The organism is Amycolatopsis sp. NPDC098790 (assembly GCF_044759945.1).
Classification (GTDB): domain Bacteria; phylum Actinomycetota; class Actinomycetes; order Mycobacteriales; family Pseudonocardiaceae; genus Amycolatopsis.
On the sequence record NZ_JBIWAI010000002.1, the window covers coordinates 446,795 to 470,436 of the forward strand.

A 23,642-nucleotide genomic window follows, 5' to 3' on the forward strand; every position below is an offset into this window, starting at 1 on the left:
ATCGCGGTCGCGTCAGTCGACGTCCATCTGGTTCGCCAAGCCCTCCTGCTGACGTTCCCACAGCGGGTCGTGGTGGGCCTTGAACTTCGCCGCCGCGTCCGAGATCTGCGCGTCGGTCGGGTCCGGCATGTTCTTGATCTGGGGCGGGTCGAGCTCGCCGCGCTCGAGCTTGGCCCAGTCCTCGGCCGTCGGGTTCTTGTAGAAACCGCCGTAGCCCGGCCATTCGCCCGTGCGCGCCGCGTCGCGGGCGCCGTGCATCTCGGCCGCGTCCCACTTGTCGATCGGCTTCGTGGTCACCGTGCCGTGGTCCGCCGTGTGCCCGCCGGCCGGAACCGCCTGGCCCGCCTGGGGGTTGTACCGCATGCCCTCGCCGCTGGAGCGCATGTCGTCGATCATCTTGTGGTACGAGTCGTCCGCGATGGCCATCCGCTTCTGCTCGTCTTCCCACGCCTTGCGGTCGGCGTGGTTCGGGTCGTTCTTGACGGCGTCGCGCCGGTCCTGCTCCGCCTTCGCCGCGTCCGCCTTGTCCTTGTCGTACAGCGGGTGGTCTTCGTGGTGGACGTGGTTCTTGTCGTTGCCGTGGTAGACCTGGTCGGAAAAGGTGTCGTTGCCCGTCTTGCCGAAACCCTGCTGGTGGCCGTAACCGAGCTGGTTGAGCTGCACCGCGGAGCTCGGGTCGTTGCCTTCGATGGCGCTGCGCTGGGCGTGCCGGTACGACCCGAGCCGGTCGTCGTACTTGAGGTTCGCGTCCGGCGAGGTGTCCGGAGCGTCCCGGACGTCGCCCTTGGTGAACCCGGACTCGTGGTTCGCGCCGCCCTTGCCCGTGCCGGGGTGGTAGCGGTGGTTGGCGTGGTCCTCGTAGTAGGCGTAAGCGTTGTTCTCCAGCGGCTTGTTGTCCTTGTCCTTCCGCAAGCCCTTCGCGCCGCCGTTGTCGCTCAGGATGTCGTACCCGGCGGCGTGCTCGTTCTGGTGCGTCTTGTCCCCGTCGATCTTGTAGTCGTACTTCTCGTTGAGGCGCTTGCGCTCGGCGTTGCGGTCGCCGTAGGTGCTTTCCGGGTACTTGCGGTTGCTCGTCGACGGTCCGTCGTTCCCGCGGGCGTAGGGGTGGGCCTGGGCCCGGGCGGCCGCCGCCGCGCACGGCGTGGTCCGCTGCGGGCCCAGCCCGAGCGGGTCGGTCATGGCGGTCGGGTTGTCCACGTAGGACATCGAGTCCGGCGCCGGGGTCAGGCCCAGCGGGTCGTGCGAGAGGAACCGGCCGGTCTCGGGGTCGTAGTAGCGGTGGCGGTTGTAGTGCAGCCCGGTCTCCGGGTCGTGGTACTGGCCGGGGAACCGCAGCGGGGTACGCGCCGTGCCGCCGGCCGAGACGGCCGGGCCCCACAGCGCCGTGTGCAGGTGGCCGGCCAGCGCACCGGTGTCGTCGACCAGCTCCGCGGGCGCGCCGACGAGGTCGGGCACGATGGCGTGGAACCGGTCCCCGGCGGCGCCGAGGACGCGCTCGGTCTGGGTGAGCGGGACCGGCGAGCCGGGCGCGTACTCCCACACCGTCGCGACCGGCGGCCGGCCCGGTCCACTGTGGACCTGTTCGGCCGGGACCTGGCCGTCCCAGGCGAACTCGACCTGCTCGGCGACGGCGCCGCTGCCGTCGAGGCACTGCTTGGCGATCCGGCGGCCGAACGGGTCGTAGAGGTAACGCCACACCGTGCCGTCGGGGGTGAGCACGCCGGTCAGCCGGTTTTCCGCGCTCCACTCGTAGGTCCACCGCTGCCCGTGGCGTTCGCGGGCGACGACCCGGCCTTCGCCGTCGTAGCTGTAGCGCGTCGGGCCGGCCGAGGTGAGCAGGGTGCCGGTGTAGGACCGGGGCCCGCCGGCCTGCGGCCCGCCGGACCAGCCCGCCCCGGTGAGGGCGCCGCTCGCGTCGTATTCGTAGTCCTCTTGCCAGCGCGGACCGCGCACGGCGCGGACCCGGCCGCGGGGGTCGACGTCGAGGGTGCGCGGCCCGGAGATCAGGTCGGTCACCCCGGCGAGGTAGCCGTCGGGCAGGTAGCCGTACTCGCGCCGCTGCAACGTGTCCGGGCCGCGCAGCACCGTCTGCGCGGACAGCTGCCCGGTGGGGGTCCAGTCCTGCCGCAGCTGCGCCACCGGCCCGGTACGGGTGACCAGTTCGCGCACGGTTTCCCGGCCGGCGGCGTCGTACCCGAACCGCAGGGTGCGCCCGGCGGTCGTCAGCGCGACCGGGCGTGCGGCGGCGTCGTAGCCGACGACCGACTCCGCGCCCGACGGCGTCCGGCGGGCGACGCGGCGGCCGAGGGCGTCGTAGCGGTGGACCACGGTCCGGCCGTTGACGGACTCCGCCAGCACGCGGCCGAGCGCGTCGTAGGTGTACCGGACTTCGCTGTGCGCGTTGGCCGCCGACACCATCCGGCCGGCCTCGTCGTAGGTGAACACGGCGACCTCGTCGGCGCTGCTGCGCCGCACGACCCGGCCCACGGCGTTCCGCTCGAGGGCGATGGTCTGCCCGGCGCCGTTGGTGCGCTCCACGAGCCGGCCCGCGGCGTCGTAGCCGTAGCGCAGGACGCGGCCGTTGTAGTCGGTTTCGCCGATCTTCCGGCCCGCCGCGTCGTACTCGTAGCGCCACACCAGGCCGCGTTCGTTGGTGATCGAGGTGAGCCGCAGTTCGGTGTCGTAGCCGTACTTCAGCGTGCCGCCGCCGGGGTCGCGCTCGCTGACCGGCAGGTCGAACTGGGCGTACTCGATGCGGGTGACGCCGCCGCGCGGGTCCGTCCGCTCCTCGAAGCTGCCCTGCGCCGTCGCGGCGAACTCCTCGACCGCGCCGTCGGCGTCGCGCCGCTGCACGAGGCGGCCGGCGGCGTCGCTGACGAAGGTGGTGGTGTGACCCAGCGGGTCGGTCTCGGTGGTCGTGTTGCCGAGCGCGTCGTAGCCGTAGCGCCACACGGCGCCGTCCGGTTCGGTGACGAGCAGGGGGAGCCCGGCGGCGTTGGCCTGGATCCGGGTGACCCCGCCGAGGGCGTCGGTCACCGAATCGACGGTGCCGGTGAAGGGGTCGTAGGTGTAGGAGGTGGCCGCGCCCGTCGGGTCGACGGTCCGGGCGAGGCTGCCGCCGGCGTCGTACTCGTAGCGCCACACGGCGCCGTCCGGCCCGGTCACCGCGACCGGCCGGTGCCGCTCGTCGTAGCCGACGACCATCCGGCTGCCGTCGGGCCGCGTCACGGCGGCGAGGTTGCCGACCTCGTCGTAGTCCCAGCGCGTGACGTTGCCGAGCTCGTCGGTCTCGGCGACCACGCGCCCGAAGCGGTCCCGCTCGGCACTCGTGGTGTGCCCGAGCGGGTCGGTCTGCCCGACCACGCGCAGCCGCTCGTCGAGCCGGTAGCGCGTGACGGCGCCGAGCGAGTCGGTGACGGTCGTGACGCCGGGCTCGAAGGCCAGCGCCGTGTCCAGGTAGCCGTCGGTGCCCTGGGCGCGCACGCAGCGGCCCTGGCTGTCGTAGCCGTAGCGGTACCAGCGGCCGTTGACGTCTTCCCAGCGCGTCAGCCTGCCGTCGGCGTCGTAGGTGAACTTCTGCGGGGTGCCCACCGCGTCGACGACCTGGACGAGCCGGCGGGCGGCGTCGTAGGTGTACTCGGCCAGCGGGACCGGGGAGCCCGCCGCGCGCACCGCCGTGACCAGGCCGCCGGCGCTGTCGATCTCGACGCGGTAGCCGCCGGAGTGCTCGAGCGCCACCGGCACGCCGTCGCGGTAGCGGACGACGATCCGGTTCCGCGTCCCGTCCACGACCGCGCGCAGCGGCAGCGTGGTGTCGCCGGGACGGCCGGCGAAGTAGCGCATGCGGTCGGACTGCGGGTCGCCGACGACGAACCCGTGCCGGACCCGGCGCAGCGCCAGGTACGGGCCGCTGTCCGGGACGACCGCCTCCACCCCGGCCGGGACCGGGTAGCGCAGCAGGGTGCCGTCGGCCAGCGCCAGGTGCAGGCCGTCCGGCTCGACCTCGAGGCGTTCGTCCAGCGTCGAGGCCCAGGTGGGACCGAACAGCCGGCCGGCCCGGTAGGTCGACAGGTGCGTGCGCTCGACCACGAGCGGCAGGGCACCCGGCAGGGAGACGTCCTCCTGCACGAGCATCACGGCCCCGGTCGCGACGTCGATCGGGTCGCCGCAGTCGGTCTTGTCCTTCGTCTGCGTGGTGTGCTCGTCCGGCTTGGGGTTGTTGTCCTTGATCCGCCCGCCGTCGCCCTTGGGGTCGCCCTTCGGGGTGCTCGACGGCGTGGTGTCCGGCCCCTTCGACGCCGGGGGAGGCGTCGGGTCCGGGCTCTTCGGCGTCTCGTCGGGACTCTTCGACGCGGGCGGCGGGTCGCTCTTCGGCGGGGGCGGGGTGTGGTCGCCGGACGGCGTGGTCGAATCGCCCTTGGCACCCGACGGCGTCGTGTTCCCGTCGCCGCCCTTCGGCGCCGGCGGCGGGTCGGTCTTCGGCGGGGGAGCGTCCGGCCCGCCGTTGCCCTTCGGGCCGTCCAGGCCCTTGGGGTTGCCGTTGATGTCGGCGTGCTTCGGCGTCGGGGCGGCCTTGCCGGGCTTGATGTTCTTCAGGGCCTTGGCGGCGTCGGAGAACAGGTCGCCGGCGCGCTTGAGCAGCGGGATGAGCGCCTGCAGTGCCTTGACGAGCCGTTTGGTGAGATCGGCGATCTTCGAGGCCGTCTTAGCGACGGCGTTGATGACCTGCGGGACGACCCAGGTGAGCCCGATGCCGAGGGTGAACACGACCTGCAGCGCCCAGCTGATCAGGTGCCCGATGAGTTCGGCGATGATGTCGCGGACGAGCGCGCGCACGGCGGCGACGACCTCGCCGGCGGTCTTGACGCCGCTGGAGGCGCCTTCGCAGCCCTTCTGCGCGGTTTCCAGCAGGGTGACGGTGTCCTGCGCGCGCTGGCGGTAGGTGTCGCCGGCGTTGCCCGTCCACGACGCGGTGTCGGCTTTGACCATGCCGGTCAGGTCTTCGCCGATGCTGCCGAGTTCGGTGGCGACGTTCTTCCAGGTCTCGGATTGGGCGGCGATTTCGTCGGCGTTGCCGGTGAGGGCGTTGAGGGCTTCCTTGAGCGGGCCGACGTGTTCGATCAGCCAGCCGACGCCGGCGGCGAGGATCGCGCCGAAGGGGTCCATGGCCATGGAGAGGGCGTCGAGGGCGGTGCCGACGGCGCCGAGGGCGACCGAGGCCCAGTCGCCGCTTTCGATCGCGGACTTCAGGTCGTTCGCCGACTCCAGCAGCGAGATGCCGGAATACGCCTTCGTCGAATCCTGCGTCTGCGCGATCAACGGGTTGCTCACGTGTGCTTCTTCCCCTCCACGGGCCTGACGACCACAAAATCAAGTTAACAAGTGGTGTCGGCGAGAAGATCGCGAACCCCTCACGTTGCCCCTTCGGTCAGCCGATCGTGTCCCCGCGGCTGCGACGTGGTTCACACCCGCGAGCCGGACGGCGGTGAGCACGCCGCCGCCGTCGCCTCGTCCGGACGTGACGAAAACCTTGCGCGGCAACGGTTCCCCTGGATCTCGGCGCGGGCCGCCGCTACCTTCGGGTGTCCCATGGGCCGTCCTCGTCCCCGCTTTCGCACGGAGGCAAGCCATGTTCGGACGTCCGCTGCGGCGGATCGCTGTCCTCGCCGCGGTTTCCGCAGCTTCCCTGACCACGGCGGTGCCACCCGCCGAGGCACTCGCGCCGGCCGACGTGCCGGCTGTCGGCGTCGACACCGGCCGCTTCGACCTGCCCATCAGCTGCGCGATCACGCTGCCCGACCTGGGCGGGACCAAGGTCTTCGACCTCGGCACCAGCGTCGACGTCCAGGGCGTCGTCGCGACCGGTCTGGGCCCTGGCCAGCAGTTCTACCTCTCCCAGGGGTCCGGTGCGATCACGTTCCCGTCCTGGCTGACCGGGCTCGCGGGCACGGTCGGCATCGTCATCAAGCCCGGCGAGCCGCTGACCGTGGGGCTGCCGCTGCAGGGCACCTTCGACGTCGGCCCGTACACCGCACCGCAGAGCGGCACGGTGACGCTGAAGTTCGAGCAGGCGGTGGCGCACGTCACGCTGAAGGCGTCCTGGGGTCTGCGGTTGAAGGTCGACGCGACGTGCACGCCGACCGCGGGCAACGCGCTGCTGACGATCGCCGTCGGCGGTCCGGCCGGGCAGCCGGTCTCGCTGATCCACGGCGCGCCGCTGCACTTCCCACCCGTCGCGCCCGGGTACCTGAACGGCATCATCAACGCGCCGTACCGGTGTTCGTTCGGGGACCAGCGGCTCGACGCGGGCATCGCGGTCGGCGGCACCATCCCGCTGACGGTGGCCCGCGCCGGGTCGATGTCGTTCACCGACGCCTCCGGCGCGCTGACGATCCCGAAGGCGACCGTGAACAAGCTCCTCGACCAGGGGTACTCGGGCAGCGTGTCCGGCCGGGTCACGGAGCTGAACCTGGTGGTGCGCGGCGGCACCCCGGCGGCGCAGAACGTCGCGGCCGGCGTGGCGATCCCGCCGACACCCCTGGTGCGGGACCGGGACATCGTGCTGCTGTTGCCCGCGGAAGGAACGCTGTCGGCCGGGCCGTTCCGCCCGGACGCGGGCGCGAGCAGCGTCGCCGTCTCCCTGAGTTCCGCCGCGGCGACGCTCGCGTTCACCGGCCACCCCGGCGAGCTGCCGATCACGTGCGGCGCGCCCTCGCCGGAGGTGTACCTGGTCGAGAACCCGGTGACGTGAGCGCCTGGCCGGTGACGCCCGTCACAACAGCAGGCTGTCACAGGGTTCGCGCACCCGGTGTCTTGAGGTCGTTCACCCGCCACGACACGAGTGAGGACGACACCATGGAACCCCGATTCGACCTGTTCACCACCGAGACCGGCGCCCGGCTCGGCAAGCGGTTCGCGAACCTCGGGCAGGTGGTCGAGCGGTCGCCGCTGCCGAAGGCCACCCAGGAGCTGGTGAGCCTGCGGGCCAGCCAGATCAACGGGTGCGGCTGGTGCATCGACATGCACACCAAGGAGGCCGCGGCCGCCGGGGAGACGGCCGTCCGGCTGCACCTCGTCGCCGCCTGGCGTGAATCGACCGTGTTCACCGAGGCCGAGCGGGCCGCGCTCGCGCTGGCCGAGGAGGGCACCCGGCTGGCGGACGCCTGCGACGGCGTCTCCGACGCGACCTGGGCCCGGGTGCGCGAGCACTTCGACGACGAACAGGTCGCCGCCCTGGTGGCGCTGGTCGCGCTCATCAACGCGGCGAACCGGCTCGCCGTGATCGTGCACCAGAAGGGCGGCTCCTACGAGCCCGGGATGTTCGCGGCGGTCACCGGCTGACGCCGCAGCAGCGCGGCGAGCACCGTGCCCACCACGACCACCGGGGTGATCGCCAGGAAGGCACCGCCGATGGTGTGCGCGACGTCTTCGCCGAGCAGGGTGCCGAACACGGCCACCCCGAACGCGGCGCCGATCGAGCGGGCGAACGTGACCACCGCGCTCGCCGCACCGATGTCGGCGGCCGGCACCGCGTTCTGCGCCGCCGTCAGCGCCACCATCGGGACCATGCCGATGCCGACGCCGGCGACGAGGAAGTAGGCGATGAGGGCGAGTTGGGCCGTGCCCGGCGCCAACGTGCTCAGCAGCAGGAGCCCGGCGACGTTCAGCGCCATGCCGGTCACCAGGACCACCCGCAGCCGCGCCGGGTTCGCGACCCACCGGCCGGCGAACGACTGGCTGACCACCAGCCCGAGCACCAGCGGCAGCATGTGCACCCCGGACAGCGTGGCCGACACCCCGTCGGCGACCTGCAGGAACGTCGGCAGGTAGACGAGCACGCCGAACATCGCGACGTTGGCGATGAACCCGACGAGCGAGGCGATGACGACCGTGCGGGAGGCGAACATCGTCAGCGGCAGCACCGGTGCGGCGGCGCGGCGTTCGACCGGGACCACGAGTCCGATGAGGACGATCGCCGCGCCGGCGAGCGCCAGGGTGCCCGGGGACGTCCAGCCCCAGCGGGGCCCGAAGGAGGTGATGAGGACCAGGGCCGTCGCCGCGCCGGCCAGCAGCAGCGCGCCCGCGTAGTCGATGCGGGCCGCGGGCCGGCGGCCGGTCGAGGGCAGGGCGCGGGCGGCGAGGACGACGGCCACCAGCCCCACCGGCACGTTGACCAGGAACGCCCACCGCCACGACAGGTGGTCGGTGAACAGGCCGCCGAGCAGCGGGCCGGCGATGCTGGCGACGCCGTACACCGAGCCGAACCTGCCCTGGTACCGCCCGCGCTCGGCGGGTTCGGCGATGTCGCCGACGAGTGCGAACGTCAGGACGATCATGCCGCCGCCGGCCAGGCCCTGGACGGCGCGGGCGGCGATCAGCTGGGGGAGGTCCTGGGCGAGCCCGCACAGCGCGGACGCGACCAGGAACGCGGTCGTGGCGACGAGGTACAGGCGCTTGCGCCCGAGCAGGTCGCCGAGCTTGCCCCACAGCGGGGTGGCGGCGGTCGAGGCGAGCAGGTAGGACGCGGTGATCCAGGCGATGTCGCGGAACCCGCCGAGGTCGGCGGCGATCTTCGGCAAGGCCGTGGACACGATGGTCTGGTCCAGTGCGGCCAGCAGGACGGCGAGGACCAGCGCCGCCATCGCCGGGCGCACCGCGGGTCTGGCGGGGACGTCGAGGGTCATCGGTCTGTCGCTTCCGGGATCGTGATGGTCTGGTACTCGGTGTAGGTGCCGAGGCCCACGGCGCCGTATTCGCGGCCGAGGCCGCTGGCCTTGAAGCCGCCGAACGGGCCGTCGAAGCCGATCGGCGCGCCGTTGACGGTGACGGTGCCGGTCCGCACCCGGCGCGCGACGGCCAGCGCGTGCGCCGGGTCCGCCGACCAGACGCCGCCGGAGAGGCCGTACTCGGAGTCGTTGGCGATCCGGACGGCGTCGTCCTCGTCGTCGTAGGCGATGACGACCAGGACCGGGCCGAAGATCTCCTCCTGGGCGATGCGCATCCCGTTGTCGACGTCGGCGAAGAGCGTCGGCGTGACGTAGTTGCCCTTTTCCAGCCCCGCCGGGATTTCGGGGCCGCCCGTGACGAGCCGCGCGCCTTCGGAGACGCCGAGGCGGATGTAGTCGAGGACGCGCTGCTGCTGGTCGCGGCGGATCATCGGGCCGATGAAGGTCGCGTCGTCGGCCGGGTCGCCGACCCCGAGGGACTCGACCAGGTCCTTCAGCCCGGCGACGACCTCTTCGTAGCGGCTGCGCGGCGCGAGGATGCGGGTCTGGGCGATGCAGGACTCGGCGTTGTTGAGCAGGGAACCGAACTTCAGGCCCTGGACCGCCGTGGTGACGTCGGCGTCGGGCAGGATGATCGCGGCGGACTTGCCGCCCAGTTCGAGGCTGACGCGCTTGAGCTGCTCCCCGGCCAGCGACGCGATGCGGCGCCCGGCGCGCGTCGAGCCGGTGAAGGCGATCTTGTCGACTCCCGCGTGCTTGACGAGGTGTTCGCTCGTCTCGCGGTCCGCGGGCAGGACGCTGATGACGCCCTCCGGCAGCCCGGTTTCGGCAAGCAGGTCGGCGAGCAGGCTCATGCTCAGCGTGTTCTCGGGCGAGACCTTGAGGACGACGCTGTTGCCGGCGAGCAGCGCCGGGACGATCTTGGCCATGGCCGAGGAGAACGGCGAGTTCCACGGGATGATCGCGGCGACCACGCCGATCGCCTCCCGGCGCACGACCGACCGGAACGGCAGCGCCGGGTCCGACGGCTCGAGGGTCTTCTCCCAGTCGAACTCTTCGGCCGCCTTGAAGTAGGCGTTGGCCTGCCGGCCCAGTCCGGGCTGGCCGGCCTTGGTGAACCACAGCGCCGAGCCGTTCTCCGCGGAGATGAGGGCGGCGATCTCGTCCGCGCGCTTCTCGCGGAGGGCGGCCAGCCGCCGGAGCACGGCGATCCGCTCCGCGGGTGCGGTGCGCGGCCACGGCCCTTCGTCGAAGGCCTTGCGGGCGGCGGCGACGGCGCGGTCGACGTCGGCGGGCAGCGCCTGCGCGGCGCGGCCGATGACCGCGTTGTCGTGCGGGGAAACGATGTCCAGCAGCTCGGCGCTGCTCGGAGTGGTCCACGCGCCGCCGATGAAGAGCTGGTTGTGGGTGATCACAGGTGCCTCCGGAGTTCTTGATCTGCCACATCAATGTAGCACTTAGAACTATCAAGCAGCGCATCTGTGAGGCGGTGCACAACCTCAGCCGAAGGTGAAGGAGTAAGCCTGTACGCCCGGGCTGACCGAGAACGTCAGCTCACCGCGACCGGAATGGCCGTCCAGCACGGTGTAGAGCGTCGGCGGGCCCGAGACGGTGATCGTCCTCGTGCCGTCGACGGTCACCGTCCCGGTCCCGCCCAGTACCCAGTGGACGGACGTGGCGTGGAAGGCGAGCCGCAGCCGGGCGTCCGGTCCCGCGGTCAGGTTGTCGGTGCCGGACGTCCAGGTGCCGTCGAGGGCGAAGGTGTCGGCGTCGAGGGAGGCGGGGAACGTGTAGCCGCGCGTGCGGCCGGTGGCGACCCGGGTGCCGGTGGTGGCCAGGGGAGCGTGCTCGGCGCCGAGGTAGGTCTCCGGCGTCAGCGAGGTGGCCGGGGTGGTGTCGGGGACGTCGGTGGGCGGCGGGAGCCGAGGCGTTCCTGCGTCCGTGAGCGCGGTGCGGATCCGCTGTTCGAACTCCGCGTAGCCGCCCTCGCCGTTGCTCGTCTCGCGGACCTGCCCGGTCGCGTCGATCAGGTACGCGGCCGGCCAGTAGTGGTTGCGGTAGGCGTTCCAGGTGGCGTAGCCGTTGTCGACGGCGACGGGGTAGCGGACGCCGAGGGCCTCGGCCTGGTCGGCGACGTTGCCCGGGTCGTGCTCGAACGCGAACTCGGGGGTGTGGACGCCGATCACCGTCAGGCCGGCGTCGCGGTAGGTGGCGGACCACTGCTCGAGGTGGGGCAGCGCGCGTTGGCAGTTGATGCAGCTGTAGGTCCAGAAGCTGACGACGACGACCTTGCCGCGCAGCTCCCGGAGCGAAACGGGCTGCCCGCCGGGGGTGTTGAGCCAGGTGCTGATGCCGGTGAACTCCGGGGCGTGGGTGAGCTGGTCGAGCTGGTCGGTGCCGACCGCCCGCTGGGCGGCGGCGGTGTAGTCCGGCACGGTGCGCTGCAGCGGCGCGGCGAGGTCGAACGCGGTGACGGCGGCGACCAGCACCAGCGCGGCGCCGGTCGCGACCCGCAGGGTCCGGGCGTGCGTCCGCAGGAACCGTGCCCGGCGGGCCAGTGCCCCGCCCGACGCGGCGAGCAGGACCAGCGGGATGCCGGTGCCGATCCCGAAGGCGGCGGTCAGCAGCAGGCCGCCGAACCCGATGTGGCCGGTCGCGCCGACCACGGCGATGGTGGCCAGTACCGGCCCCGCACACGGCACGTACACCAGTCCCAGCGCCAGGCCGGTGACGAACCCGCCGCGGCCGTCGGCGGCGGCCCGGCCGCGCAGCCGGGCGAACGGCCGTTCCAGCAGTTCGCCCGCGCGCGGCACGAGCAACCCGGTGCCCAGCAGGACGAGCGCGGCGATGCCCGCGGTCCGCAGGAGCCCGGTCGGCAGGCCGAGCGCGTCCAGCAGCAGGGACCCGAACAGGGTGGCGAGGCTGAAGCTGGTGACGAGCCCGCCGACGACCGCCCAGGGGCGCCGCGCGCCCGCGGTCAGCACGACGGGCAGCACCGGCAGCACGCACGGCGAAACACTGGTGACGATCCCGGCGAGCAGGCCGGCGATGAGGAGGGTGGGCACGAAAACGACCGTAATGACGTCCGTGGCCGGCTCCGGGATTGTGGGGCTGCGGTAAGGGTTTCGTCAGGTTTCCACGCTCACTGTCCACTTCGGACTCTCCGTCGGCTGGGTGCCCGTTGTCTCCGTCGTCACATCGAGTCGCACTTCGTGCCACTTCATGCTCTAATTGACACATCGATGACGCACTTAACGACAGGAGCAGGGCGATGAGCAGGACCTGGTTGATCACCGGAGCTTCCCGGGGCTTCGGCCGCAGCCTCACCGAAGCGGTTTTGGCGGCGGGCGACTCCGTCCTGGCCACCGCGCGGCAGCCCGGGCAGCTGGACGACCTCGTCGCCCGGTACGGCACCCGCGTCCGGCCCTTCGCCCTCGACGTCACCGACGCCGGCGCGGCGGCCGGTGCCGTCCAGGAGGCCACCGATGCCTTCGGCCGTCTCGACGTGGTCGTCAACAACGCCGGCTACGCGAACAGCGCACCCATCGAAGAGATGCCCGAGGACGACTTCCGCGCGCAGATCGAGACCAACCTCTTCGGCGTCGTGAACGTCACGCGCGCCGCCCTGCCCGTCTTCCGGGCACAGCGGTCCGGGACCTTCGTGCAGTTCTCCTCGATCGGCGGCCGCGTCGGCGGCACCCCCGGGATGGGCGCCTACCAGACCGCGAAGTTCGCGGTGGAGGGCTTTTCCGAGGTGCTCGCGAGCGAGACGGCGCCCTTCGGCGTGCAGGTGATCATCGTCGAGCCCGGGGCGTTCCGGACCGACTGGCAGGGCTCGTCCATGACCCGGCACGCCGTGGGCGCCGACTACGAGCAGACGGTCGGCGCCATCCACCGCTACCGCGACGAGCACGACGGAAACCAGCCGGGCGACCCGGCCCGCGGCGCGAAGGTCGTCGTCGACGCGGTCGGCTCGGACGACCCGCCGCGGCGGCTGATCCTGGGCGGCGACGCCGTCGTGGCCGCGCTGAAGGCCGGCGAGGAGCGGGCCGCCGAGACCGAGCGGTGGGCCGAGGCGAGCCGCGCGGCCGACTTCCCGGCCGAGGAACGCTGAGCGGCCTCAGCCGGGTGGCGGTTGAGCCGGGGAAAGCGACACCGAAGGGTAGGTTGGGACCGTGAGAGCCGACGCCGCGCGCAACCTCGAACTCCTGCTGACGACGGGCGCCCGCATGCTCGCCGACGACCCGGCCACGAGCATCGCGGCGATCGCGGCGGAGGCCGGCGTGGACCGCCGGACCGTCTACCGGCGCTTCACCGGCCGCGAAGAACTGCTGACGGCGGTGTACCAAGCCCGGCTCGACGCGATCGAGGCGGCGATCGAGGCGGCCCGGCTCCGCGAGGCGCCGGTGCCGGTGGCCCTGCACCGGTACGTCGAGGAGATCGTCGGGGTCAACCGCAAGTGGCCGACCGAGGTCAGCCGCATGCGCTCGGACCCGGAGATCTGGGCCCGGCGCCTGCGCGCGATCGACGAGGTCGACGCCTTCCTCCAGCGCGCCACCGACGAAGGTTTCCTCCGGACCGGGCTGCCGGACCGCTGGCCGGGCGCCGTGCTCGGCCAGCTGGTGCACCTGTCCACAAAGGATCTCCCGGACCTCGGCGACGCGCAGGCGGCCGACGTCATCGTCGACACGTTCCTGCGGGCGTTCGGCACGCACTGACCGGGCGTCACGCGACCTGGCGGATCGGCAGGACCAGGACGGCGCCGAGGAGTCCCGCGACCGCCCCGAAGACGAAGAGCGCCGCGAAGTTCTGCGGTGCCTCGGGCGTCGCCCCCAGCGCGAGGATCGCCGGCGCGACCGCGGGCACCAGGGAACTGGGCAGGGTGTTCGCGATGTTCATCAGGCCCAGGTCCTTGGCCGGGTTCGCCGGATCCGGCACCAGCTGCGTGACGAGCGCGATGTCGACGCTCAGGTACACGCCCTGGCCGAGCCCGACGACGCCGACCGCCGTCAGGAACGCCGGGAACGAGTGCGCGAACGCCGCCAGCACCAGCCCGGCGGCGAAGATCAGCGCGGCCGCCACCACGAACGGCTTGCGGCGGCGGACGCGGTCGGACAGCTCGCCCGCGATCGGGGCGAAGACCACGGCCGCGGCCGTCAGGACCAAAGTGGACAGGAACACCGCGCTCGCCACCCGATCGGGCGGGAAGTGCAGCACCAGGATGAGGTAGAAGGTCTGGTACGCCTGGATCGCCGCCACGCCGAGGAAGACGAGCAGCCGGCTCGCCCACGCCCACGCGAAGTCGGGACGGCGGCGGGGGTTCACCCAGAACGTCCGGGCCAGCTCGCGCGCGTCGAACGGCGGACGTTCCGTGATCGGCGCGTCCGTCAGGAACGCGAACAACGCGAGCGTGCCGGCGATCGCCGCACCGGCGGGCAGGAGGATCATCGCGGCCAGGTCCGGGGCGACCAGCTGGGCGCCGAACAGGCCGAGGACGGCACCCAGCGGCAGGCTCAGCCCGAGCACCGCGGACGCCGGCCCGCGCCGGTGCGGCGGGACCTGGTCGGCCAGCACCGCCGTGCAGGCGACCGTCACCGAGCTGAACCCGGTGAACGTGGCGACCGCGGCCAGCGTCAGCACCGGCGTGCTGCCGGCGACGAGCAGGACGACTGCGCCGACGGCGAACAACGCCGAGCCCAGCAGGAGGAACGGCCGGCGCCGGCCCAGGCGGCTGGTCGTGCGGTCGCTGAGCCGGCCCAGCAGGGGAAAGGCGACGAGCGAGGCCAGCGCGCCGACGCCGGTGACCACCGAGACGGTGGTGGTCGCGCGGGCGGCGTCGAGCTCGGTCGCCTTGAGGGACAGGGTCAGCACGGCGGGGACGAGGTTCGCCATCGCGGCGCCGACCGCCGCGAGGCCGAGGAAGAACAGGAAACCCCGGCGCGGGACGGCCGGTCCGGGTCGGGCCGGGGTGGTTTCGACGGAAGCACTCATCGTTGGGCACCTTTCGCCACGGTTGCCGGGAAGGATGACCAGCGGCTTCGGGTACGGTCAGCGCTTGTGCCAACCAATGGAAAGCGCGGCCGCCGTCCGGCGCACGGCGAGCCGGTCGTCGACCGCGCGCTGGCGCTGCTGGCCGCATTCGACGCCGAGCACCGCACGCTCTCGCTGGCGGAGCTGAGCCGCCGCTGCGAGATGCCGCCGAGCTCGGCGCTGCGGCTGGCGAACCGCCTGCGGGAATGGGGCGCGCTCGAACGCGACGACGCCGGCCGCTTCTGCGTCGGCCTGCGCCTGCTGGAGGTCGCGACGCTCGCCCCGCGCGGGCACGGCCTGCGCCAGGTCGCGCTGCCGTTCATGAACGACCTCGCCGAAGTCACCCACCAGCACGTCCAGCTGGCGGTCCGCGACGGCATGCAGGCCCTGCTGGTGGAGCGGCTGTCCGGCCACCAGGCGGCCCCGGTCGACTACCGCACGGGCGGCCGGCTGCCGCTGCACTCGACCGGGGTCGGGCTGGCGCTGCTGGCGTTCGCGCCCCGGGAGGTCCAGGAGGAGCTGCTGGCCAAGCCGGTGTACAGCGAGCCGGACAACCGGTTGATCCCGGCTGACAAGCTGCGCCGGACGCTGGCCGAGGTGCGTCGGGAACGGTTGGCGATCTTCCGCCGCCAGGACGAGACGGTCGCGATCGTTTCGGTGGCGGCGCCGATTTTCGGGCGCGGTGAGGTACCGGCGGGGGTGCTGGGGGTGCTGGTGCCGAAGCGGGTGGCGCAGCCGCGGCATCTCGGGTTGGCGGTCCAGACTGCGGCGCGAGGAATTTCGCGGGAGTTGGGCGCGCGTTGAGGTCGGCGATTGCCGGGCGCGCGCTGAGGTCTTGGGGGCGCCGGTCTTCGGCCGGGATTACCTGGCTCGGGCGGGGAGCTTGGCGCGCGCTGAGGGATCGGTGGCTGCCCTTCCGCTCGATGTTTCTCGGCCGCGGGAGTTGGGCGCGCGCTGAGGTGCCGGTGGCGGCGCCGGTCTTCGGCTCGGCCGCGCGGACATGCCATTGAATGGCACGCCGATGGGCCCGCCCCGGGGCCGGTTGTCATGCTCGGCCGCATGTTCACCTACCAGGACCCGGCGCGACCGGTCGGCGAACGCGTCCGTGACCTCCTCGGCCGGATGACCCTGCCGGAGAAGGCCGGGCTGCTCTTCCACGCCCCGGTCGCCGTCCGGCCGGACGGCGGCTTCGTCGAAGATCCCGCCGGGCCGTTGCCCACCGCGCCGACGACCGATGTCCTGCGGGTCAAGCACCTCCGCTGCCTCTCGCTGATGGCGCCGGTCGCGGCCGGCCCGTTGGCCCGCTGGCACAACGACGTCCAGCGGCTGGCCGCGGAAAGCCGGCTGGGCATCCCGGTGCTCGTTTCGTCCGACCCGCGGCACTCGGCGAACGACAACCCGCTGACCTCGGTGCCGTCGGGCGGCTGCTCGCGCTGGCCCGAACCGCTCGGGTTGGGCGCACTGGCCGACGCCGATGCCGTTCGCGCCTTCGGCGAAGTCGTCCGCGCCGAATACACCGCGGTCGGGATCCGGCTGGCGCTGCACCCGATGGCCGACCTCGCGACCGAACCCCGCTGGTGCCGCACGTCGGGCACGTTCGGCGCCGATCCGGAGCTCGTCGCGCGGCTGGCCGCCGCGTACGTCGAAGGTCTCCAAGGGACGGACCTCGGACCCGGTTCCGTTGCGGCGATGGTGAAGCACTGGCCGGGCGCGGGTCCGCAAGCCGGCGGCGAGGACGCGCACTTCGCGTCCGGCAAGGACCAGGTCTACCCCGACGGACGCTACGAGGAGCACCGCGCCGTCTTCCGCCCGGCGCTGCGGGCCGGGGCGGCCGCGGTGATGCCGTACTACGGCCGCCCGGTCGGCGTGCCCGGGCTCGCCGGGGTCGGGTTCGCGTTCGACCGCGAGGTGATCGCCGGCCAGCTGCGCCGCGATGAGGGCTTCGACGGCCTGGTGTGCACCGACTTCGGGCTGCTGACCGACGTCGTGCTGCCCGGCGGCTCGGTGTGGCCCGCCCGCGCGTGGGGCGCGGAGGACCTCGACGTCGCCGGACGCGTGCTGCGGCTGCTCGACGCCGGTGTCGACCAGTTCGGCGGCGAGTGGTGCCCGGACGTCGTCGTCGGCCTCGTCGAAGCGGGCCGGCTGCCGGAGCCGCGGCTCGACGAGTCGGCCGGGCGCGTTCTGGCGCTGATGTTCCGGCTCGGGTTGTTCGAGAACCCGTACGTCGACGAAGGGCACGCGGTCGCGACCGTCGGCCGGGCGGACTTCACGGCCGCCGGAGCCGACGCGCAACGCCGGTCGATGGTGCTGCTCGCCGGCTCCCTTCCGCTGGAGCCCGGGATCCGGCTCTACGTCGAAGGAATCGACCCCGCGGTCGCCGCGCGCTACGGGTCCATTGTGGACGAACCGGCCGAGGCCGACGCCGCGGTGGTCCGGATCGGCACCCCGTACGAACCGAGGCCGCGCCTCCCGGAGGCGTTCTTCCACCAGGGCCGGCTCGACCTGCCCCGGGAGGCGAGCGACCACCTGCGAGCGCTCATGGCCACCGTCCCGACGGTCGTCGACGTCTTCCTGGACCGCGCGGCCGTCGTCCCGGAACTCGCCGAGCACGCCGCCGCGTTGCTGGCCGACTTCGGCGCGGCCGACGACGCCGTCCTGGACGTCGTGTTCGGCCACGCGCGAGCCGAGGGGCGGCTGCCGATCGAACTGCCGTCGTCGATGGCCGCGGTGGAAGCCCACCCGGAGGACCGGCCGGGCGGCACCGCGGACCCGCTGTTCCCGCTCGGGCACGTCAGCGAGTCAGTGCGCCCCGCAGGAACTTGACGGACGTGGCCACGACGGCCGCGGGATCGGCGCCCGTCCAGCGGTGGCGGGCGCCGGGGACCAGGTGCAGCTCCACCGGCGCGCCCGCGTCCCGGAGTGCGTCCGCGAGCCGGACGCTCTGCGACGACGGCACCAGATCGTCGTCCGAGCCGTGCATCAGCAGCACCGGCGGCGCGCCGGCGTGGGCGTGCGTCAGCGGGCTCGCCTCGCGGGCCAGGTCCGGCACCGACTCCGGCGACGCTCCCAGCAGGGCGGCTTCGCGGGAGACGTCGCCGGTCAGGCCGAGCAGGTCGGTCGGCGGGAACCACGCCACCACGCCGTCCACAGTGGACCCGGTGAACGCGGCGAGCAGCCCGAGGTGCGCGCCCGCCGACTCGCCCCAGACGAACACGGGCTTCTCGTCGCGCACGAACTCGATCGCGGCACGCACGTCGTCCAGCGGCGCGGGGAAGATCGCCTCCCCGCTGAGCCGGTAGTCGGCCGCCGCGACGCGGAACCCCTGCGCCGCCAGCTCGCCGGTCAACGACTCGAAGCCGGGGAGAGAACCGTGCCGCGACCCGCGCCGCCAGCCGCCGCCGTGCAGGTACACGATCGTCGCGACCGGGTCGTCCGCCGACGTCACGTCCAGCTCCAGCGGCCGGAACCCCGGCACTTCGCGGTAGATCACGCGGCCGCCTTGTGGAACCGCCCGCCCTGCATGATCACGTCCAGGTTGGCCGGGTCCTGCAGCAGCGTGACGTCCGACGTCGGGTCGCCGCGGACGACGAGCACGTCGGCGAAGTAGCCCTCGGTGAGCAGCCCGACCGGCAGGTCCATCACCTGGCCGCCGTGGAAAGTGGTCGCCCGCAACGCTTCGGCGGGGGAGTAGCCGAAGAGCCGGACGAACAGCTCCAGGTCCCGCGCGTTGCGCCCGATGGGGTTGTTCGGGAACCCGTAGTCGCCGCCGGGCAGCACCCGCAGGCCGCGCTTGCGCAGCTCCGGGTACAGCTGCTCCATCGCCGCCAGCGACTTCACCGAGCCCATCTTCTCCGCCATCGCCGCGTCGATGCCGAACTCGGCGCCCTCGTGGACGTTCGCCCACATGATGCCGACGGCGGGGGACAGGAAGATCGAGTCCTTGTGCTCTTCCAGGAGGTCGATGGCTTCGGAGTCGGCGTAGGAGCAGTGGTAGATCGACCGGAACCCGGCCCGCACGGCCAGCTTGATCGACTCGGGCGCCTGGGCGTGGCAGTTGAGCCACACGCCGGACTCGCGTGCCTGCTCGCCGGCCGCGTTCGCCTCCTCGGCGCTGTACTGGGTGACCATCGAGCCGCCTTCGAAGAAGACGTCGTCGTTGCTCATCAGCAGCTTCACGCTGTCGAACCCGAGTTCCGCCTGTTCGCGGATGAACGCGCGCACGGCGTCGGGGCCGGTCTCCTGCGGGGCCGGGCCGTCCGGGCCCATCCGGACCGGGTTGTTGTCCCGTTCGAACGACGCGGCCCGCATCCGCGGCCCGGCGGCCAGGCCCGCGGCGATCCGGTCGCGCAGCCGCACCTCGGTGGGCACCGGCGTCAGCGACCCGGCGGAGTAGGCGCTGGTGAACCCGTGGTCCAGGAGGATCCGGGCGTTGCGTTCGGCGATCGCCAGGTGCTCGTCCGGGCTGGGCATGCTCCGGAAGAAGCTGACGTCGACCGGCGGGTTGAACGACGGGTCGACGTGCCCGACCGCCGACGGGAACGTCAGGTGGCAGTGCGACTCGACCAGGCCGGGCAGGACCGTCGCCCCGCGGCAGTCGACCAGCCGGTCGTCCGGCGTGACCTCGACGCCCGGACCCACGTGCTCGATCCGGTCGCCGCGGACCACGACGTCGCCCGGCACGGCGGGGGAGCCGCTGCCGTCGAAGACGCGGCCGCCGGTGAACACGATCCTCGCTGTCATGTCCGTCCTCCTTGGCGAAGTCAGGCGCCGAGCATGGTGTAGCCGCCGTCGGCGACCAGGAAACCGCCGGTGATGTGCGCGGCCTCCTCCGTGGCCAGGAACAACGCGGTCCCGGCCAGCTCCTCGGGCTTGGGGATCCGCCCCATCGGGGTCGCGTCCCGCAGCTTCTCCGCGCGGCCGTTGCGCCAGTCCTCGCGGCCGAGCGTGGCTTCGGTCTCGATGAAGCCGGGCGCGAACACGTTCACCCGCACGGTGGGGGCGAACGCGTGCGCGTACGACTTGGTCAGGCCGATGATCCCGGCCTTCGCCGCCGCGTACTGCGGGGCGCGGGCGCTGCCGCGCGCGACGACGGTCGAGCCGATGTTCACGATCGCGCCGCCGCCCTGGGCGAGCATGCGGTCGCCGAACTCGTGCGTGCACAGCAGCGTGCCCTTGATGTCCACGGCGAGGACGTGGTCGACGGACTCCTCGGTGAGGTCCCGCCACGACATCTGGTCGCGGGCGACGTCGCCGACGTTGTTGATCGCCACGTCGACCCGGCCGAAGTGGCTCCACGCCTCGTCGGCCATCCGCTGGATCTGGGCGTGCTCCGAGATGTCCGCCTGCACGAGGAACGCCTTGCGCCCCAGCTCTTCGACGCGCGCCGCGGTGCGCTCGGCGCCCGCGCGCGAGCCGCGGTAGTGCACGGCGACGTCGGCGCCCTCCTGGGCGGCGCGGACGGCGATCTCGGCGCCGAACCCGGTGCCGGCGCCGGTGACGAGGACGGTTTTGCCGGTGAAACGCACTGAGGACTCCTTCAGACGAGGGTGCGGCCGCCGTCGGCGTACAGGACGTGTCCCGTGACGAAGGCGGCTTGGTCGGAGCAGAGGAACAGGATCGGGCCGGTCAGGTCGGCCGGGGTGCCCAGCCGTCCGGCCGGCACCAACGCGGTAAGGCCGTCGCGGACGCCCGGCTTTTCGAGGTGGTCGTGGGTCAGTCCGGTTTCGGTGTAGCCGGGCGCGACGGCGTTGACCGTGACACCGGACGCGGCCCACTCGCGGGCCATCACCCGGGCGAGCTGGTCGACCGCGCCCTTGCTGGCCGCGTAGGGCGCGTGGTGCGGGTGGGCGAGCAGGCCGGACACCGAGGACAGGTAGACGATCCGGCCGTACCCGCGGGCGACCATCAGCTCGCCCGCCGCCCTGCCGGTCCAGAACGCGCTGTCGGCGTTGACCGAGAGGATCCGGCGCCAGACGTCGTCGGGCGTGTCGAGGACCGGGCGGCGGTCGTTGACGCCGACCGCGTGGACGAAGACGTCGAGCCGCCCCAGCAGTTCGTCGGCGCGGGTGACGCAGTCCCGGGCGCCGTCGGGGTCGGTGAGGTCGGCTTCGAGGGTCCGGAGGTCCAGTTCGCCGAGCCGCTGGGGATCGCGGTCGGCGACGACCACGTCGGCCCCGGCTTCGGCGAGTGCGCGGGCCGCCGCGGCGCCGATCCCGCCCGCGCCGGCGACCAGCGCGCCCTTGCCCCGCAGACCCAGCCAGTCCACTCCCGCTCCCTGCTCCCGATGTGACGGCGACGCTAGGCGCGGGAGCCGTTTCGCGGGAACGGACGTGCCATTCAATGGCAAGCGAGCGCGTACTTCGCTGCGGCGCTGCTGGGATCGGGGCATGACGAGACTGCCCGGGCTGACTCCGGCCGACCTGACCGACGACCAGCGCGAGCTCTACGACGCCATCGCCAGCGGCCTTCGCGCGGGCGGGCCGTTCCCGCTCACCGACGCCGCGGGGGCGCTGACCGGGCCGTTCAACGCGATGTTGTTCGCGCCGCCGGCCGGGCAGGCCCTGCAGCGGCTGGGCGCGGCCGTCCGGTACGAGACCGCGCTGGGCGACCGCGTGCGGGAGCTGGCGATCCTGGCGGTGGCGGACCACTGGGACTGCGCGTTCGAGCGGTACGCGCACGAGCCCGCCGCGCGCGCCGCCGGCGTCACGGACGCCCAGCTCGCGGCGCACTCCTTGCCGGACGATCTCCCCGACGTCGAAGCGGCGGCCCTGCGGTTCGTGCACGCACTGCTGGAAGGCGACGTCGACGACGCGACCTACGACGAAGTCGTGCCAACCATTGGCAACCGCGTGGCCGTCGAGCTGACCACGCTGGTGGGCTACTACGCGACGCTGGCGCTGCAGCTGCGCGTCTTCCGAGTCACCGTCCCCGTGGAGCAGCCGTGAAGCTCGTGACCTTCGACGACGGCCTGGTCGGCCGCCTCGCCGACGACCTGGTCCTGGAACTCGACACCGCCTCGGCGCGCGAGTTCTTCGAACGCGGCGGGAGCGTGCCCGAGACCGGGCGCCGCTTCCGCGCGTCCGAGGTGCGCCTGCGCGCGCCGATCGTGCCGAAGAAGTTCTTCCACACGGCCGGGAACTTCCGCGAGCACCACGACGACCTCGCGCGGGTCAACTGGTCGCACCCGGTCAACAAGGGCATCGTGTTCTTCCAGAACGTCGACGCGATCGTCGGCCCCGGCGACCCGGTCGTGTACCCGGCGCACCTGACGAACGAGCTGGACTACGAGCTCGAGATGGCCGTGGTGATCGGGAAGCCCGGCAAGTTCTTCGGCGCGGAGCAGGCGGCCGAGCACATCGCCGGGTACCTGGTCTTCAACGACATCACCGCGCGCGACATCCAGCGCCGCGAGATGGAGTCCGGGGTGTTCTCGTTCTCCAAGGGGATCGACACGTTCTGCCCGATCGGCCCGTACATCGTCACCGCCGACGAGGTGGGCGACCCGCACGACCTGGACATGGAGCTGCGGGTGAACGGCCAGGTGCGGCAGAAGTCGAACACCTCGCGGATGTCGGTGACGATCCCGGAGCTGGTGGCCTACCACTCGCCGCAGGTCTACAGCGCGGGCGACCTGATCACGACGGGCACGGTGGCCGGCGTCGCCGCGAGCACCGACGACCCGTTCGCGTACTACCTGAAGCCCGGGGACGTGGTCGAGGCCGAGATCGAGAAGCTCGGGGTGCTGCGCAACCGGATCGTCTCGTGGGAAGACGCGTACGGCGCGCCGTGGGCGGAATGACGCGGCTGGCGAACCTCGACGGCCGAGCGGTGCTCGTCTTCGGGGACCGCGCGCTGGACGTCTTCGAGGCGGGGGGGTTCGGCCCCGACCCGATGGACGTCCTGTCGCAGTGGCCGGCGTTCACGGAGTGGGCGCGATCGGTGGTTCCGGCCGGCAGTCCGTACGACCCCGCGCTGCTGGGGCCGCCGGTGCCGCGGCCCCGGCAGGTTTTCGCGGTGGCGCTGAACTACCCGCCGCACGCGGCCGAGGCCGGGTTCGAGCCGCCGTCGGACCCGTTGGTGTTCACCAAGTTCCCGACGTGCATCGCAGGCCCGGACGAGACGGTCGAGCTGCCCGGCGACCGCGTCGACTGGGAAGTCGAGCTGGTGGCGGTGATCGGCCGCGGCGGTCACCGGATCGGTGCGGATCGCGCTTTGTCGCACGTCGCGGGGTACATGGTCGGCCAGGACCTGTCGGAGCGGCGGGTCCAGATGCTGGGGGAGCCGCCGCAGTTCTCGCTGGCGAAGTCGTTTCCCGGGTTCGGGCCGATCGGACCGCACCTGGTGACCGAGGTGGCTCCGGACGCGTCGATCACGTGCCTGCTCGGTGAGGAGGTGGTCCAGAAGGCGTCGGTGGCGGACATGATCTTCGGTGTGCCGTCGCTGGTGGCGCGGCTGTCGGCGGTTTGCCCGTTGCTGCCGGGTGATTTGATTTTCACGGGCACGCCGGCGGGGGTGGGCAACCGCCGCACGCCGCCGCGCTACCTCACGACGGACGACGTGCTGACCAGCCGCATCGACGGCCTCGGCGAGCTGCGGACCCGCTTCCGCTGACCCACGGGGTTCCGCTGACGCGCCGGCGCCCGGCAGTCGCCGGGCCGGAGCGGCCTTCGGTGCCGGGGCCGTAGCCGGTGTGCACGGCTCGGCCGGCGCCCGTTCGGCGGAGTCGGGTCGAGCCGCGCACTTTGCCGGTTCGCCCGGCGTGAGCCCGCCCTCGCGTGGTCGGCGAGCTGCGGACCCGCTTCCGCTGACCCACCGCCACAACATTCCCACAACTTCGCCACTGACGGCGCCGGACACCATCGGCGTACGGAGGAGGACGAGGGACCC

18 protein-coding genes are annotated in these 23,642 nt (G+C 72.8%); 9 read left to right on the top strand and 9 right to left on the bottom strand.

The genetic code is table 11. From position 1 onward, the window contains the following. Positions 1–12: 12 nt before the first annotated feature. Positions 13–5,331 (bottom strand): RHS repeat-associated core domain-containing protein, encoded by a 5,319-nt coding sequence (locus tag ACIQWX_RS15760; protein WP_400870516.1) that lies wholly within the window; start codon positions 5,329–5,331, stop codon positions 13–15. 298 nt (positions 5,332–5,629) lie between these two features. Between ACIQWX_RS15760 and ACIQWX_RS15765 the strand changes: the two genes are divergently transcribed. Both ACIQWX_RS15765 and ACIQWX_RS15770 read left to right on the top strand, forming a co-directional pair. Next, positions 5,630–6,751 (top strand): hypothetical protein, encoded by a 1,122-nt coding sequence (locus tag ACIQWX_RS15765; protein ID WP_400870518.1) that lies wholly within the window; start codon positions 5,630–5,632, stop codon positions 6,749–6,751. A 104-nt stretch (positions 6,752–6,855) separates the two neighbouring features. Then, positions 6,856–7,341 (top strand): carboxymuconolactone decarboxylase family protein, encoded by a 486-nt coding sequence (locus tag ACIQWX_RS15770; protein WP_400870521.1) that lies wholly within the window; start codon positions 6,856–6,858, stop codon positions 7,339–7,341. Here ACIQWX_RS15770 and ACIQWX_RS15775 read toward each other — a convergent pair. From ACIQWX_RS15775 to ACIQWX_RS15785, 3 genes are all read right to left on the bottom strand, one after another. Continuing rightward, a complete protein-coding gene (locus tag ACIQWX_RS15775) occupies positions 7,305–8,684 on the bottom strand; it encodes an MDR family MFS transporter (RefSeq protein ID WP_400870523.1) in 1,380 nt (459 codons plus the stop codon). The genes ACIQWX_RS15770 and ACIQWX_RS15775 overlap by 37 nt on opposite strands. Beyond that, on the bottom strand, positions 8,681–10,141 hold the full coding sequence (locus ACIQWX_RS15780) for an aldehyde dehydrogenase (protein WP_400870526.1): 1,461 nt from the start codon (positions 10,139–10,141) through the stop codon (positions 8,681–8,683). The genes ACIQWX_RS15775 and ACIQWX_RS15780 overlap by 4 nt, the downstream gene beginning before the upstream one ends. Before the next feature lie 84 nt (positions 10,142–10,225). Beyond that, positions 10,226–11,791, bottom strand: coding sequence for a cytochrome c biogenesis protein DipZ (locus ACIQWX_RS15785; protein ID WP_400870529.1), 1,566 nt, complete (start codon positions 11,789–11,791; stop codon positions 10,226–10,228). Between the two features lie 206 nt (positions 11,792–11,997). Here ACIQWX_RS15785 and ACIQWX_RS15790 point away from each other — a divergent pair, with 206 nt between their 5' ends. Both ACIQWX_RS15790 and ACIQWX_RS15795 read left to right on the top strand, forming a co-directional pair. After that, the gene (locus ACIQWX_RS15790) at positions 11,998–12,840 is read left to right on the top strand and encodes an oxidoreductase (protein ID WP_400870532.1); all 843 of its coding nucleotides are present in this window, start codon (positions 11,998–12,000) and stop codon (positions 12,838–12,840) included. Positions 12,841–12,901: 61 nt separating this feature from the next. Then, the gene (locus tag ACIQWX_RS15795) at positions 12,902–13,444 is read left to right on the top strand and encodes a TetR/AcrR family transcriptional regulator (protein ID WP_400870535.1); all 543 of its coding nucleotides are present in this window, start codon (positions 12,902–12,904) and stop codon (positions 13,442–13,444) included. A 7-nt stretch (positions 13,445–13,451) separates the two neighbouring features. Here ACIQWX_RS15795 and ACIQWX_RS15800 read toward each other — a convergent pair whose 3' ends face one another. After that, on the bottom strand, positions 13,452–14,717 hold the full coding sequence (locus ACIQWX_RS15800) for an MFS transporter (RefSeq protein WP_400870538.1): 1,266 nt from the start codon (positions 14,715–14,717) through the stop codon (positions 13,452–13,454). A 66-nt stretch (positions 14,718–14,783) separates the two neighbouring features. Between ACIQWX_RS15800 and ACIQWX_RS15805 the strand changes: the two genes are divergently transcribed. After that, positions 14,784–15,560 (top strand): IclR family transcriptional regulator, encoded by a 777-nt coding sequence (locus ACIQWX_RS15805; RefSeq protein ID WP_400870541.1) that lies wholly within the window; start codon positions 14,784–14,786, stop codon positions 15,558–15,560. Between the two features lie 255 nt (positions 15,561–15,815). After that, positions 15,816–17,579 carry a glycoside hydrolase family 3 protein gene (locus tag ACIQWX_RS15810; RefSeq protein WP_400870544.1) on the top strand — a complete coding sequence of 588 codons (1,764 nt, stop codon included), beginning with the start codon at positions 15,816–15,818 and terminating at the stop codon, positions 17,577–17,579. Here ACIQWX_RS15810 and ACIQWX_RS15815 read toward each other — a convergent pair. From ACIQWX_RS15815 to ACIQWX_RS15830, 4 genes are read right to left on the bottom strand one after another with little or no spacing between them, the layout of a single operon-like run. Further along, a complete protein-coding gene (locus ACIQWX_RS15815) occupies positions 17,548–18,246 on the bottom strand; it encodes an alpha/beta hydrolase fold domain-containing protein (RefSeq protein WP_400870547.1) in 699 nt (232 codons plus the stop codon). The two genes, ACIQWX_RS15810 and ACIQWX_RS15815, sit on opposite strands and share 32 nt — an antisense overlap. After that, the gene (locus ACIQWX_RS15820; RefSeq protein WP_400870550.1) at positions 18,243–19,496 is read right to left on the bottom strand and encodes an amidohydrolase family protein; all 1,254 of its coding nucleotides are present in this window, start codon (positions 19,494–19,496) and stop codon (positions 18,243–18,245) included. Before ACIQWX_RS15820 ends, ACIQWX_RS15815 begins: the two co-directional genes overlap by 4 nt. Before the next feature lie 20 nt (positions 19,497–19,516). Further along, positions 19,517–20,281 (bottom strand): SDR family NAD(P)-dependent oxidoreductase, encoded by a 765-nt coding sequence (locus tag ACIQWX_RS15825; protein ID WP_400870552.1) that lies wholly within the window; start codon positions 20,279–20,281, stop codon positions 19,517–19,519. Positions 20,282–20,292: 11 nt separating this feature from the next. After that, the gene (locus tag ACIQWX_RS15830) at positions 20,293–21,021 is read right to left on the bottom strand and encodes an SDR family NAD(P)-dependent oxidoreductase (protein WP_400870555.1); all 729 of its coding nucleotides are present in this window, start codon (positions 21,019–21,021) and stop codon (positions 20,293–20,295) included. A gap of 121 nt (positions 21,022–21,142) precedes the next feature. Between ACIQWX_RS15830 and ACIQWX_RS15835 the strand changes: the two genes are divergently transcribed. The 3 genes from ACIQWX_RS15835 to ACIQWX_RS15845 are packed head-to-tail and all read left to right on the top strand — an operon-like array spanning position 21,143 to position 23,366. Further along, complete coding sequence (locus tag ACIQWX_RS15835; protein ID WP_400870558.1) at positions 21,143–21,700, top strand: carboxymuconolactone decarboxylase family protein; 558 nt, start codon at positions 21,143–21,145, stop codon at positions 21,698–21,700. Continuing rightward, positions 21,697–22,554: a fumarylacetoacetate hydrolase family protein gene (locus tag ACIQWX_RS15840; protein ID WP_400870561.1), complete on the top strand. Its 858-nt coding sequence runs from the start codon at positions 21,697–21,699 to the stop codon at positions 22,552–22,554. Before ACIQWX_RS15835 ends, ACIQWX_RS15840 begins: the two co-directional genes overlap by 4 nt. Then, a complete protein-coding gene (locus ACIQWX_RS15845; RefSeq protein ID WP_400870564.1) occupies positions 22,551–23,366 on the top strand; it encodes a fumarylacetoacetate hydrolase family protein in 816 nt (271 codons plus the stop codon). The genes ACIQWX_RS15840 and ACIQWX_RS15845 overlap by 4 nt, the downstream gene beginning before the upstream one ends. Positions 23,367–23,642 lie beyond the last annotated feature (276 nt).

Coding starts and splice junctions, on each gene's coding strand:
- ACIQWX_RS15835 (WP_400870558.1), top strand. CDS start 21,143: ATGACGAGACTGCCCGGGCTGACTCCGGCCGACCTGACCGACGACCAG.
- ACIQWX_RS15820 (WP_400870550.1), bottom strand. CDS start 19,496: ATGACAGCGAGGATCGTGTTCACCGGCGGCCGCGTCTTCGACGGCAGC.
- ACIQWX_RS15765 (WP_400870518.1), top strand. CDS start 5,630: ATGTTCGGACGTCCGCTGCGGCGGATCGCTGTCCTCGCCGCGGTTTCC.
- ACIQWX_RS15790 (WP_400870532.1), top strand. CDS start 11,998: ATGAGCAGGACCTGGTTGATCACCGGAGCTTCCCGGGGCTTCGGCCGC.
- ACIQWX_RS15775 (WP_400870523.1), bottom strand. CDS start 8,684: ATGACCCTCGACGTCCCCGCCAGACCCGCGGTGCGCCCGGCGATGGCG.
- ACIQWX_RS15770 (WP_400870521.1), top strand. CDS start 6,856: ATGGAACCCCGATTCGACCTGTTCACCACCGAGACCGGCGCCCGGCTC.
- ACIQWX_RS15800 (WP_400870538.1), bottom strand. CDS start 14,717: ATGAGTGCTTCCGTCGAAACCACCCCGGCCCGACCCGGACCGGCCGTC.
- ACIQWX_RS15810 (WP_400870544.1), top strand. CDS start 15,816: ATGTTCACCTACCAGGACCCGGCGCGACCGGTCGGCGAACGCGTCCGT.
- ACIQWX_RS15845 (WP_400870564.1), top strand. CDS start 22,551: ATGACGCGGCTGGCGAACCTCGACGGCCGAGCGGTGCTCGTCTTCGGG.